Source organism: Deinococcus seoulensis, from assembly GCF_014648115.1.
In the GTDB taxonomy this organism is placed as follows: Bacteria; Deinococcota; Deinococci; order Deinococcales; family Deinococcaceae; genus Deinococcus; species Deinococcus seoulensis.
Genome location: NZ_BMQM01000001.1, coordinates 323,178 through 335,615 on the forward strand (window position 1 = coordinate 323,178; position 12,438 = coordinate 335,615).

General features: G+C 70.3%; 13 protein-coding genes. 7 read left to right on the plus strand and 6 right to left on the minus strand.

The window, feature by feature from the left end; genetic code table 11:
* Window positions 1-5: 5 nt before the first annotated feature.
* On the minus strand, window positions 6-1,154 hold the full coding sequence (locus IEY70_RS01510; protein WP_189063193.1) for an alanine--glyoxylate aminotransferase family protein: 1,149 nt from the start codon (window positions 1,152-1,154) through the stop codon (window positions 6-8).
* A gap of 237 nt (window positions 1,155-1,391) precedes the next feature.
* On the opposite strand from IEY70_RS01510, the gene IEY70_RS01515 reads away from it, so the two are divergent.
* From IEY70_RS01515 to IEY70_RS01525, 3 genes are read left to right on the plus strand one after another with little or no spacing between them, the layout of a single operon-like run.
* Window positions 1,392-2,099 carry an HAD family hydrolase gene (locus tag IEY70_RS01515; protein ID WP_189063194.1) on the plus strand — a complete coding sequence of 236 codons (708 nt, stop codon included), beginning with the start codon at window positions 1,392-1,394 and terminating at the stop codon, window positions 2,097-2,099.
* Entirely contained in the window at window positions 2,096-3,106 is a 1,011-nt protein-coding gene (locus tag IEY70_RS01520; protein ID WP_189063195.1) for a dipeptidase, read from the plus strand. The genes IEY70_RS01515 and IEY70_RS01520 overlap by 4 nt, the downstream gene beginning before the upstream one ends.
* Before the next feature lie 42 nt (window positions 3,107-3,148).
* A complete protein-coding gene (locus IEY70_RS01525) occupies window positions 3,149-3,838 on the plus strand; it encodes a histidine phosphatase family protein (RefSeq protein ID WP_189063196.1) in 690 nt (229 codons plus the stop codon).
* Window positions 3,839-3,882: 44 nt separating this feature from the next.
* On the opposite strand, the gene IEY70_RS01530 is transcribed toward IEY70_RS01525, so the two are convergent.
* A complete protein-coding gene (locus IEY70_RS01530; RefSeq protein ID WP_189063197.1) occupies window positions 3,883-4,545 on the minus strand; it encodes a hypothetical protein in 663 nt (220 codons plus the stop codon).
* Window positions 4,546-4,663: 118 nt separating this feature from the next.
* Between IEY70_RS01530 and IEY70_RS01535 the strand changes: the two genes are divergently transcribed.
* Genes IEY70_RS01535 through IEY70_RS01545 form a run of 3 tightly spaced genes read left to right on the plus strand, consistent with a single transcriptional unit; the run spans window position 4,664 to window position 7,790 of the window.
* The gene (locus IEY70_RS01535; RefSeq protein WP_308425501.1) at window positions 4,664-5,551 is read left to right on the plus strand and encodes an NlpC/P60 family protein; all 888 of its coding nucleotides are present in this window, start codon (window positions 4,664-4,666) and stop codon (window positions 5,549-5,551) included.
* Window positions 5,548-6,585 (plus strand): dipeptide epimerase, encoded by a 1,038-nt coding sequence (locus tag IEY70_RS01540; RefSeq protein WP_189063198.1) that lies wholly within the window; start codon window positions 5,548-5,550, stop codon window positions 6,583-6,585. The genes IEY70_RS01535 and IEY70_RS01540 overlap by 4 nt, the downstream gene beginning before the upstream one ends.
* Window positions 6,582-7,790: a Gfo/Idh/MocA family protein gene (locus IEY70_RS01545; RefSeq protein WP_189063199.1), complete on the plus strand. Its 1,209-nt coding sequence runs from the start codon at window positions 6,582-6,584 to the stop codon at window positions 7,788-7,790. The genes IEY70_RS01540 and IEY70_RS01545 overlap by 4 nt, the downstream gene beginning before the upstream one ends.
* 120 nt (window positions 7,791-7,910) lie before the next feature.
* Here the strand turns inward: IEY70_RS01545 and IEY70_RS01550 are convergent, their stop codons facing one another.
* From IEY70_RS01550 to IEY70_RS01560, 3 genes are all read right to left on the minus strand, one after another.
* Window positions 7,911-8,531, minus strand: a complete 621-nt coding sequence (locus tag IEY70_RS01550) for a histidine phosphatase family protein (RefSeq protein WP_189063200.1) — start codon at window positions 8,529-8,531, stop codon at window positions 7,911-7,913.
* 68 nt (window positions 8,532-8,599) lie between these two features.
* Complete coding sequence (locus tag IEY70_RS01555; RefSeq protein WP_189063201.1) at window positions 8,600-9,472, minus strand: SDR family oxidoreductase; 873 nt, start codon at window positions 9,470-9,472, stop codon at window positions 8,600-8,602.
* A 92-nt stretch (window positions 9,473-9,564) separates the two neighbouring features.
* Window positions 9,565-9,978 carry an Rrf2 family transcriptional regulator gene (locus IEY70_RS01560; RefSeq protein ID WP_189063202.1) on the minus strand — a complete coding sequence of 138 codons (414 nt, stop codon included), beginning with the start codon at window positions 9,976-9,978 and terminating at the stop codon, window positions 9,565-9,567.
* A gap of 140 nt (window positions 9,979-10,118) precedes the next feature.
* On the opposite strand from IEY70_RS01560, the gene uvrC reads away from it, so the two are divergent.
* Entirely contained in the window at window positions 10,119-11,972 is a 1,854-nt protein-coding gene (uvrC, locus tag IEY70_RS01565) for an excinuclease ABC subunit UvrC (protein ID WP_189063203.1), read from the plus strand.
* A 73-nt stretch (window positions 11,973-12,045) separates the two neighbouring features.
* On the opposite strand, the gene IEY70_RS01570 is transcribed toward uvrC, so the two are convergent.
* On the minus strand, window positions 12,046-12,231 hold the full coding sequence (locus IEY70_RS01570; protein ID WP_189063204.1) for a hypothetical protein: 186 nt from the start codon (window positions 12,229-12,231) through the stop codon (window positions 12,046-12,048).
* Window positions 12,232-12,438: the final 207 nt, after the last annotated feature.

Genomic DNA, 12,438 nt, shown 5'->3' on the forward strand with positions numbered 1-12,438 from the left:
TGCGTTCAGGCGGGAACGGGTTCCAGCGCGTCGTTGAACCGTTCGGTGAGGCCCTGCACGCCCAGCAGGTCTTCCAGGGCGTCCATCAGGGCGCGGTACGGGGCGGGGCGGGCCGTTTCACCCATCAGACCCAGTCGCCAGATCAGGCCGGCGGTGGCGCCCAGGCCGCCCGTGACGCTGATCTCCCGCTGGCGCAGCGCGCGGCGGACGCCTGCGTCGTCGAAGCCGTCCGGGAGGCGCAGCGCGAGGACGGTGGGCAGGCGGTCTTCGGGGCGCAGCACGTAGGGCGTGAAGCCCAGCGGGGCCAGCGCCGCCTGAATGGCCTGCCCGACGTGCTGCACGCGGGCCTTGCGGTTCAGCATGCCCTCGTCCAGTGCGGCGCGCAGGGCGGCGTGCAGGGCGTAGTGCAGGTTCACGGGCACCGTGTGGTGGTAGGTGTGGCGCTCCCAGTAGTCGCGCAGGCCCTCGAAATCGCAGTACCACAGCGGGGTGGGCGTGCGGCGGGCGTGGTAGCGGGCCATGGCGCGGTCGCTGATGGCGACGGGGGCCAGGCCGGGTGGGGCGCTGAGGCATTTCTGCGCGCCGGTGTAGGCGTAGTCCACGCCCCACTCGGCCATGTGGAAGGGTTCCATCCCGGCGGTCGTGACGGCGTCCACGGTCAGGAGTGCGCCGTGCTGCCGGGCGATCTGCGCGATCTGCGGGACGGGGTTCAGGACGCCGGTGCTGGTCTCGCCGTGCACGACGGCGACCATCTGCACGCCGTTCATCTGCGCGGCCACGTCCTCGGGGTTGATGGCCTCGCCGAGTGGGGCGGTGACGAGGCGGACGTTCGCGCCGTAGCGGGCGGCCATGTCGGCCATGCGCTGCCCGAACGAGCCGTTGGCGCACACGAGGACCTCGTCGCCGTTCTCGACTAGGTTGGCGAATCCGGCTTCCATGCCGAGGCTGCCGGTTCCGGCGAGCAGCGCGGTGAAGGTGGTGTCGGTCGTGCCGTACATGGCGCGCAGGTCCGCCTGGATTTCGGTGTTCAGCGCGAAGATTTCGGGGTCCATGTGGCCGAGCATGGGTCGCATGAGGGCCTGCTGGGCGCGGGGATGGATGGGGGTGGGGCCGGGCGTCAGCAGGACGTGCTCGGTGTAGGGGTCCTCGAACATGCGGCCAGCCTAGCGCAGCCGTGTGAGTTTAGCAATCCTGTTGCGCTCATCAGCCTTCAGGGAAGTTATACAGGTCAATTATTGCTCATATAACCAGATAAGGCACTCCTGTTGCGCGATGCGGGCGGAAGTCTTGATTTCCGTTCAGGCGGCCGGTCACGTCCGGCAAGACCGCAGGCCACGGACTGGCGGCAAGCCGTCACGTTCTGCCACCGGTCAGCGTCTAGCATGACCGTCATGACCACCCAGCCTCCGCTCCGCGCCGTCCTGTTCGACCGGGACGACACCATCGCCTACACCGACCCCGGCGTGTACCGCGAGGCCGCCCTGTGGGCCGCGCAGACCTTCGGACTCGACCCGCGCGAGGTCGGCGCGGGCATGCAGGCCCAGTGGCAGGAACGGGCGTTCACGTGGTGGCACCTGCGTACCCAGGCCGACGAGGACACCTTCTGGAACGAGTACAGCGCCGAACTGGCCGCCCGCCTGAACCTCACGGACACCCAGGCGCAGCAACTGTCGGCACGCTACCCGTACGAGGCGTTCATGAAACCCGTCCCGGACGCCCGCGCGGTCCTGACCGAACTGCGCGCCCGTGGCCTGCGCCTGGGCGTGCTGAGCAACACGCTGCCCAGCATCGACCGCACCCTGGAATTCCTGGGCCTGAACGACCTGATCGACGTGGCCGTCGCCACCTGCACCGTCGGCATTCACAAACCCGAACCCGGCGCGTACCGGCACGCCCTGAACGCCCTGGGCCTGGACGCCCCCGAGGTCCTGTTCATCGACGACAAGCAGGAGAACGTGGACGCCGCCCTCGCCCTGGGCATGCACGCCGCGCTGATCGACCTGAGCGGCGAAACCCCGGGCGCCCTGCACGACCTCGGCGGGGTGTCCAGACTGGTGGACCGCCTCGGCGTCGCCTCCCCCACCGCCGACACCCGATGACCGACACGCACCTGCCCGGCACCCACCTGATTGACGGGCACCTGGACCTCGCCATGAACGCCCTGGACGGCCGGGACCTGACCCTCCCCCTGGACGCCCTGCGCGCCGCTGACCCCGTGCCGGGCCAGACGGCCACCGTGACGCTGCCGGAGCTGCGCCTGTCGGGCGTGCGCGTGTGCTTCGGGACGCTGTTCGCCCTGCCCGCCAGCCCCGACACTCCCGGCGGGTACACCGACCACGCGGGCGCCCGCGCGCAGGCACTGGCGCAACTGGACGAGTACCACCGCCTGCAGGACGCCGGGCACCTGACCCTGCTCACCTCGGCCGCCGGAGTGACGGCACACCTCGACTCCCCGGAAGCGCCGCTGGGCGTGGTCCTGCTGATGGAAGGCGCCGACCCCATCCGCGACGCCGCCGACCTGCCCTTCTGGGTCGAGCGGGGCGTGCGCGTCATCGGCCCGGCCTGGGGCCGCACCCGTTACGCCGGAGGCACCGACGCGCCCGGACCTCTCACGCCCGCCGGGGTGGACCTCGTAACCGCCATGCGGGACCTGAACGTCACGCTGGAGGCCTCGCACCTCGACGATCACGCCTTCTGGGATGCCGCGCAGATCGGGCCGCGACTGATCGCCACGCACGCCAACAGCCGCGCCCTGGTGCCCGGAAACCGCCACCTGACCGACGACATGGCCCGTGCCATCGCCGCAGCGGACGGCGTGATCGGACTGGTCCTCCTGAACCGCTTCATCCGCCCACTCCCGGAAGGTAGCCTGGACCGCGTGCCCCTGGCCGCGCTGGCTGACCACGCCCGCCACTACGCCGACCTGATCGGCTGGGACCGCGTGGCCCTCGGCACCGACCTCGACGGAGGCTTCGGTGCCGAGAAGACGCCCGCCGGTATCGACCGCTACGCGCACGTGCCCCGGGTGCTGGACGAACTGCCCGCCGGGGTCCGTCAGAGCGTGGCGTGGGGGAACTGGGCACGCTGGCTCACCACGCACCTGTAAGACGGACTCCGATACGGACGCCCCTGCTCTACACTCGGCCGCGTGCATCTTGTGCTGATCCGTCACGCCCAGTCCCTCAACAACCGGCTGTACGCACAGACGGGCGGTAAGGAAGGCCGGCATCCGGACCCGCCTCTGAGCGACCTGGGCTTGGAGCAGGCGCGACTGCTCGGCGAGGCCGCCAACCGCATTCCGCACCTCGGGTCGCTGACGCACCTTTACAGCAGCCTCACCACGCGCGCCGTTCAGACGGTGGCCCCACTGGCGACGGCCCTCTCGCTGCCTGTTCAGGGAACGGACGCCCTGCACGAGATCGGCGGGCTGTACCTGGGTCAGCTGACCGGCCCGCGCACGCCCACCGCCGGGCAGACCCGGCAGACGTTGCAACGGATCTGCCCTGAGTTACGCTGGCCCGCCCATCTGGACAGCCGGGCTGCCTGGGACGGTGGCTTCGAGGAGAACGACGAGCAGGTGTACGCAGACCGCGCCCTGACGGTCCTGCGCGACCTGCGGGCCCGCCACGCCGTGACGGATCGCGTGGGTCTGATCACGCACCAGAACTTCGCGCAGTTCCTGCTGGCCGCGCTGCTGGGCAGTCCCCTGAGCCGGCTGCCTGCCAAACTGGTGCTGGACAACACCGCCACCTGCGAGCTGGAACTCGGTGCGCGCGGCACCCGGCTGCTGTTCCTGAACCGGCACGATCACCTGCCTGGGGACATGGTGACGAACTGAGTATTGAACTGAACGGCAGTGAGGATGGTCAGGGGCAGGCGGATTCAGGGCTCGGGCGTGTAGAGCGGCGCGGCGGGCACGGCTCCGTCGGTGGTGCTGCTGAAATAGACCCACCATACGATCCGGGCCGAAGGATCTTTACGCGCAGCGTCGAACGCCGCGGCCGAGGCATCAGTGCCTTTGATGAAGTACCAGCTGTACACCGGCGTCCACACGTTCAGTTTCGGGGGTGTCATCTGAATGACTTCGGGGCTGCCCCCGGTCGCATCAGCCCGGTCACCCAGGCCTATGCACTGCTTGGCCAGGTTGGTCTCCGAAGCAGTGCTGGCCCCGAAAATCGCCAGCTGCTGATCAGGCGCGCAGGGGTGAATGCCGGGCAAGCTGAGGGGGGCGGCTCCCTTGCCCCGTCCGATCGGATCGCCGGCCAGGCCCACCATCAACCGGACAGGCTTGCGGAAGTCGTACACATACAGCGAATGCATGCCCTGGTAGCTGGCGGCGTCTTTCTCTTCTGCTGTGCCGAGCTGACTGACCACCCGGATGATCGCCTGTTTCGTGCCGGCCGGTGCGGTGACCGTGATGGCCCCAAAGTTGCCCAGCAGCGCCGACACTTCGGTCGCATTCAGCGGCGAGACACTCTGGCTGGAGGCCGCCGGAACACTGAGGGTCAGGGCGGCCAGGGTCAACAGGGCACGGGAATGCGTCATGCGCCGAGCCTAACACCCGTTTCAGGCGCGGCGGGCCGCACATGACGTGCAGTCCTGCACCCACTGGCCTGCACCACCTGCGCCCCGTTCTGTCCGGTGGGGCCGTAGGCTGTGGGGCGTGAGTTCCACTGATGTCGTTCTGGATGCGCGTGTGCACGCGTTCGATCCGGCCATGCGCGTGGCCGAGGAGGCCCTGCGGGGCCAGCTGGTGGGGGCCGGGTGGCGGTTCGTGCAGCCGGTGGCGGCCGTGACGGGCCGCTCGCGCCTGAGCCTGCGCGCGGCCCCGGACGCCGATTCGGCGCAGGTGAGCGAGGCCCTGCCGGGCGAGCCGCTGGAGTTGCTGTGGGAGGACGGGACCGGCTGGGCGCGCGTGCGGACCGTGCATGACGGCTACCTGGGTTGGGCGCGGGCGGACGGGTTGCTGCCGCGCGGGCCGTCCGGAAACGGCGAGTTGATGGTGACGGCGCTGCGGGCGCATGCCTTCGCGGGGCCGCGCATCAGTCGGCCGGTCCTGGCGGAACTGGCGCTGGGGGCGCGTCTCACGCGGGCGTTCGGTGAGGTTGTCGAGGAGGAGCACCGCCGCTGGGTGCCGGTCATCCTGCCGGACGGGCAGGACGCGTGGGTGCAGGAGGTCACGCTGGCCATCCTGCGCGACGAGGATGCGGCGGCCCTGGCCCTGCGGTTCCTGGAGACGCCGTACCTGTGGGGCGGGCGTAGCGCGTGGGGGCTGGACTGCTCGGGCCTGACGCAGGTGGTGTACGGCGCGTTCGGGCGTGCGTTGCCGCGTGACGCGGACCAGCAGCAGGCGGCCCTGACTCCCGTGCAGACGGCGCGGCGTGGGGATCTGGTGTTCTTCCCCGGTCACGTGGGCGTGATGCTGGATGACCGGCGACTGGTGCACGCGAACGCCACGCACATGCGTGTGAGTGTCGAGACGCTCGGCGAGGGCGAGTACGGCACGCGGCTTGCGGCAACGGTCAGCGGTTTCGGACGGTGGGCGCAGTGACTTCCGCGACCTCCCCCGCACTGACCTGGGAGACGCTGGACCTGCACACGGCGCAACCGTTCGGGATTGCCCGCTGGACGCACAGCACGTACCCGCGAACCTTCGTCACGCTGACGCACGCGGGCCTGACCGGGCAGGGCGAGGCCGCCCCGAACGCCTTCTACGGCGAGACGCGCGGCACCGTCGAGGCCATCCTGCCGCTCCTCGCAGACGCCCTGACCGACCCGTGGGACTGGGACGGTCTGCACGCCCGCCTCACGGCCCGCATGCCGCACGACCATCCCAGCGTGAAGTGCGCGCTGGAGATGGCGGCTGTCGATTGGTGCGCGCAGGCGGCGGGCGTCCCGGTCTGGCGGTTGCTGGGCCTGAGCCCCGCGCCGCTACCCGAGAGCAGTTACACGGTCAGCATCGCCGATACCGCCGCCATGCGGGAACAGGCGCGGGACGCGGTCGCCCGTGGGCACGGTGTCCTGAAGGTCAAGCTCGGCACGGACCGCGACGAGGCGATCCTTGAGGCGCTGCGCGAGGAGGCGCCGCACGTCGCGCTGCGCGTGGACGCGAACGCCGCCTGGACGCGCACGCAGGCCCGCCGGATGCTGGGCGTGCTGGACGCCGCCCGCGTGGAATTCGTCGAGCAACCCCTGGCGGCCGGCGACCTCGACGGACACGCGGCGCTGCGGGCTGTGTCCACCGTGCCCATCGTCGCGGACGAGAGCCTGCACCACGTCTCGGACGTGACCTCGCTGGCCCGCGCCTTCGACGGCGTGAACCTGAAACTCGCCAAGCTGGGCGGCCCCCTCCAGGCGCTCGCGGCCATGAGACTGGCGCGCGCGCACGGCCTTCAGGTCATGATGGGCTGCATGATCGAGAGCAGCCTCGGCATCGCCGCCGCCGCGCACCTCGCCGGAGCGTGCGACTGGGCCGACCTGGACGGCGCGCTCCTGCTGGCCGACGATCCGTTCACGGGCCTGGAGTGGCAGGCCGGGCACCTGACCCGCCCGCAGGAGAGCGGCTGGGGCGTGCGGCGCGCATGAATCCCGTGCGCGTGGCGATCATCGGCTGCGGAAACCGGGGCGCGGACGTGTACGCCCGGTATCTGGCCGCGCAGGGGGCGGTGATCACGCATGTGGTCGAACCGCGCCCCGCCCGCCTCGCGGAGGTCGCCGCGCGCCACGGCATCCCTCCGCAGGCGCAGTTCACGCACTGGGACGCCTTCCTCGCGCAGGGCCGCGTGACCGACGCCGTCGTGATCGCCACGCCCGACCATGACCACGTGCAACCCTGCCTGCGCGCCCTGCAAATCGGGTACGACGTGCTGCTGGAGAAACCCGTCTGCCTGCACCCGCACGAACTCGACCTGCTCCTGACCGCCGAGGCCGCCTCGACCGGCACCGTCACCGTCTGCCACGTCCTGCGGACCACCGCCTTCTTCATGGCCGTCCAACAGGTCGCCGCGTCCGGCCGCCTCGGGCAACTGGTCGGCGTTCAGCACGCCGAGAATGTCGCCCACTGGCATTACGCGCACTCGTACGTGCGCGGCAACTGGCGCGCCAGTCCGCCCGCCGCGCCGTTCCTGCTCGCCAAGGCCTGCCACGACCTCGACCTGCTCCGCACCCTGGCCGCCAACCCCCCGAAGCGCATCAGCAGCGAGGGCGCCCTGCATCACTTCCGGCCCGAACACGCCCCACCCGGCGCGACCGACCGCTGCGTCACCTGCCCCGTCCAGGACTGCCCGTCCGACGCGCGGCGCATCTACCTCACCCGCGACCCGCACGCGTGGCCCGTCACGGTCCTCACCGCCGGCGGCCAGACCCTCGAAGAAGCACTGCAAGACGGCCCGTACGGCGAGTGCGTGTACCTGGGCCGCAACAACGTCACCGACCACCAGACCGCCACCGTCACCTTCCAGGGCGGCGTGACCGCGCAACTCACCGTCAGCGCCTTCACGCACAACAACACCCGCACCCTCAAACTCCTCGGTACGCACGGCGAACTCCGCGCCCACATGGAACGCGGCGAACTCGAACTCCACGACTTCCGCACCGGCCACAGCGAACGCTGGACCGTCAACACCACCGGCAACCACGGCGGCGGCGACCAGGGCCTCGTTCAGGGCTGGCTGGCGTTCCTGCGCGGCCAGTCTCCCCCACCCACCCCACTCGCCGAATCGCTCGACTCGCACCGCATGGCCTTCGCCGCCGAGGAATCCCGGCTGACGGGGCGGACAGTGGAGGTGTGAGACTCAGCGTCAGCGGAGTGAGCAGAGCACAGCAGTTGTGAGTTAGTGAAATGATTCACGATTGATCTGGGTCGTGAAAAAAGGCGCCCTTTATCCCTGAGGTGCCTTTCTGATGGTTTCTCAGCCCGGAACGCTCTGCCCCACCTGCTCTGCCTGCCAGCCGCCAGCCACGCGCATTAGCACCGTGTAATCGGTGTTCCCGTGCACCAGTTGCCTGCCCGCCCACACATCCTCGATGTCCAGGCCCAGCAGTGCCGCCAGCCCGATCCGGATGATGCCTCCGTGCGAGACCAGCGCGGCGTCCGTGCCGTCCGGCAGGGCGTTCACGTCCGAGATGAAGCGGGCAGCGATCTCGCCGAAGGTCTCCCCTCCGGCGAAGCCCAGAGTGCCGTCAGGCAGGCGCAATTTCTCCGGGTGGGCGTTCAGGGCCGAGTACGGCTGCCCGGCCCAGTCGCCGCAGTCCACCTCGTGAATGCCGTTCAGGACCTGCACCGGCACACCCAGCGCCCCGGCCAGGGGGGCGGCCGTCTGCTGGGCACGCCGGTAACGGCTGGCATACACCGCCTGCGGGCGCGGCAGCTGGCGCAGCAGGTGCGTGGCCAGCGCGCGGGCCTGGGCGTGCCCGGTGTCGTTCAGTTCGTCGTTCGCGCTGACCGGGCCACGCAGGATGCCCGCCTCGTTCCCGGCGGTCTCGCCGTGCCGGATGATCCATACCCGCGTGCCTGCCGCCGTACCTGTCATGTCCGGCAGTGTACCGGGCACAGAACAGGCCCACCGCTAGATCTGCCGTGGGCCTGTTCCGGGTGGGTTCAGCTGCTCAGGGCCTCGGCGACCGAGGTGTCCACCGGCGTGGTCGGGCGGCCGATCAGGGTGGTCAGGTCGCGGCTGGCGCTGAACAGCTCGCCCCGCGCGATCCCGGCGTCCACGTCGGCCAGGGTATGCGCGAAGCCTTCCGGCAGTCCGAAGCTCTGAAGGGTCGCGGAGTACTCGGCCTGCGGCAGGTCGCGGTACTCGACGGGTTTGCCGCTCTGGCGGGCATACTGGGCGGCGAGGTCCCGCATGGTCACGCTCTCATCCCCGGCGAGTTCATAGGCGCGGCCGGTCTGCCCCTGCGGGATGTGCCCGTCGGTGGCGAGGACGGCGGCGGCCGCCTCGGCGTAGTCGCGGCGCGCGGCGAGGTTCAGGGTTCCGGTTCCGGCCGCGCCGAGCAGCGCGCCGCTCTGGATGGCCTGCGCGGCGCTGCCGGTGTAGTTCTCGGTGTACCAGCCGTTGCGCAGGAAGATGAACGGCAGGCCGGATTCACGCAGGATCTGCTCGGTCGCCTGGTGGTCGGCGGCCAGTCCGAAGGTGGCGGTGTCGGCGTTCAGGATGCTGGTGTACGCGACCAGTTTCACGCCTGCGGTGCGGGCGGCGTCGATGACGTTGCGGTGCTGGCCGACCCGGTCGTTGAAGTCGCTGCTGGAGATCAGCAGGAGCTTCTCGATGCCCTGTAATGCCGCGTTCAGGGTGTCGGGCTGATGGTAGTCGGCGTGGCGGACCTGCACGCCCTGCGCGGCAAGTGCGGCGGCCTTCCCGGGGGTGCGGACCAGCGCGGCGATCTGCGTGGCGGGCACGCCCCGGTCGAGGAGTGCCTGGATGACGAGCTGGCCGAGCTGGCCGGTGGCGGCGGTGATTCCGATCATGGTGGGTCTCCTGTGTGGAACAGCGGGGGGAATGGGGCGGGCAACCTGTAGGCGTTCTGGTGACATGTCGGAGAAAAAAAATCAGTCGGTCCCTACCCGGCGCGCGAGACGAGGTCCGACATCACGTCGGCCAGGGTCGTGCGGGCCAGTTCGGCCTCCATGGCGGCCTGGGCGCGGCCGAAGCGGGCTTCCAGGGTCGCCTGGATGTTCGCGCCGACCGGGCAGTTCGGGTGCGGACGCTCGTGCAGGCGGAACACGCTGTCCTCACCGTTCACGGCGCGGTACACGTCCAGCAGGGTGATCTGAACGGCGGGGCGGGTCAGGCTCGCGCCCGCCACGCCCTGCCGCGTGCAGATCAGCCCGGCGCGGCGCAACTGCCCCGCCACGGTGCGGATCACGACCGGGTTCGTTCCGACGCTGGCGGCCATGTCGGCGGAACTGCTGTGCTCCGGGAACTGACCGATCAGGGACAGCACATGCACGGCCACGGCGTACTGGCTGTTCACGCGATCCTCCCTTCTCTCGACATGTAAGGATTCTATTGACAGGCCGTGACGGGTGTCAAGTGCCCGTCCGTGCCACGGCAGACGGGCAGACAGCGCCTCCCGTCACGGAACCCGGCGCGCCTCTCCCCTATGCTGGGCAGGTGCATCCAGACGACCTGCCCGTGCTGCCCACCACCCCCGGCGTGTACATCTTCCGCAGGGGCGGCACGCCCATCTACATCGGGAAGGCCAAGAACCTGCGCAGCCGGGTCGGACAGCACTTCAAGGCCGGCGGCAAGAGCGGCAAGTTCACCGCGCTGGCCGACACGCTGGAATTCATCACGGCCCGCAACGAGGTCGAGGCGCTGGTCCTCGAGGCGAACCTCATCAAGCAGCACCGCCCGCACTACAACGTCACCCTGAAAGACGACAAGCACTACCCGTTCCTGAAACTCACCAACGAGGCGTTCCCGATGCTGGTCGTCACGCGGCGCGTCATCAAGGACGGCGGCCGGTACTACGGGCCGTACCCGGACTCGTCGGCGGTGCGGCGCGTGAAGAACCTGATCGACACCATGTTCCCGCTGCGCAAGAACAGCGGTCTGCCCATGCAGAAGAAGGCGCGGCCCTGCCTGAACTTCCACATGGGCCGCTGCCTGGGCCCGTGTGTGGACCGCGCCGACCCCGGCGAGTACGCCCGCACCGTCGAGGACGTGACCAGCCTGCTGGAGGGCCGCGCCGCGCCCGTCATCGCCCGGCTCAAGGGCGACATGAAAGTCGCCGCGCAGGGCCAGGACTTCGAGCAGGCCGCCCGCGTGCGCGACCGCGTGCAGGCCGTCGAGAAACTGTTCGGCACCGAACAGCACGCCTTCGTCAGCGACGAGACCGACCTGGACTTCCTGGGCGCCGCGCAGGCCGGCGAGTACGCCATGGTGCAACTGTTCCGCATGCGCGGCGGGCGCGTCGTGGGCCGCGACAAACGCTTCCTGACCGGCACCGAGGACGCCCCGCTCGGCGAGATCGTCGCCGCGTTCGTGCAGGACTACTACACGCAGGCCACGCACGTCCCCCCGCTGATCCTGCTGCCCGCCGACTTCGACGACGCGCCGGTCTGGAGTGAATTCCTGTCGGAGAAAGCCGGACGCCGAACCGAGATGCGCACCCCCAAACGCGGCGACAAGGTCGACCTGATCGACATGGCGCAGCGCAACGCGCAGAACGGCCTGGACTCCGAGATGGCGCTGCTGGAACGGCGCGGCGACCACCCGGGCCTGGACGCCCTGCGGGAAGTGCTGGCCCTCGGGGACCGCCCGTGGCGCATCGAGGGGTACGACAACAGCAACCTGTTCGGCACGAACATCGTGTCCGGCATGGTCGTGTTCGAGGGCGGCCGCGCCCGCCGGGGCGAACACCGCCGGTTCAAGGTCAGGGGCCTGGACCACCCGGACGACTACACCAGCATGAAACAGACCATCGTGCGCCGCTTCACGGGCAGCCTCTCGGACAAGTTGCCGCTGCCGGACCTGCTGCTGATCGACGGGGGGCGCGGGCAGGTGAACGCCGCCCTGGACGCCCTGAAGGAGGCGGACGTGCGCGTGCCGGTCGTGGGCCTCGCCAAGCGCGAGGAACGCCTGATCCTGCCCGGCCGGTACGGCGCGCAGTGGTGGCTGGACACCGGCACCGAGGTCGGCGTGGACCGCGAACTGCTGCTGCCGCACACGCACCCGGCCCTGCGGATGCTGATCGGCGTGCGCGACGAGGTGCACAACTACGCCGTCACGTACCACCGCAAACTGCGCGGCCAGGACATGCTCCGCAGCGTGTTCGACGACCTGCCGGGCATCGGGCAGAAGCGCCGGGACGCGCTGCTGGAGCACTTCACCAGCCTTGAGGACCTGGGCAGCGCGCCCATCGAGCAGATCGCCGCCGTGCCCGGCATGACCATTCGCGCCGCGCAGAGCGTCAAGGACTTCCTCGCGCAGCGCGAGGCGAACAGCCAGCCCATCACCAGCTGAAGCGACCCAACGCAAGCGCCGCTCCCGGTTCAGGGGGCGGCGCTGTGTGATGCGGCGGGCGAGCGGCCTGGGCTCACGCGAGGTGCAGGCGGCGGCGCAGGGCCGTCAGGAAGAAGGTCAGGCCGTGCGGGCGGGCGGGATGCCGGTCAGCCTGGGCGCGTGCGGCCGCCTGCGCGAGCCGGACCTGCCGGGCCTGCGCCGCCTCGTTCAGGAGGGCCTGGGCGCGGACTGCGCCGGGATGGGTGGGAACGTGTTGCATGAGTGTCTCCGGGCAGGTGCGCCGCCGCCCCGCTGGCAGCCCGTACTGGCGCGTTCCCTGACGCCCTCATGGTGCGCCCAGCACCCCCCGGGGCACATGCGGCGACTGGCGCAGCGTGGGGTGCGCCATTGCGCCTAGCGCCCCCCCCTGCCGGACACCAGAGCGTTAAGTCCAGAGCGTTAAGTAACGGGCAAGTGCGCAGCCTGA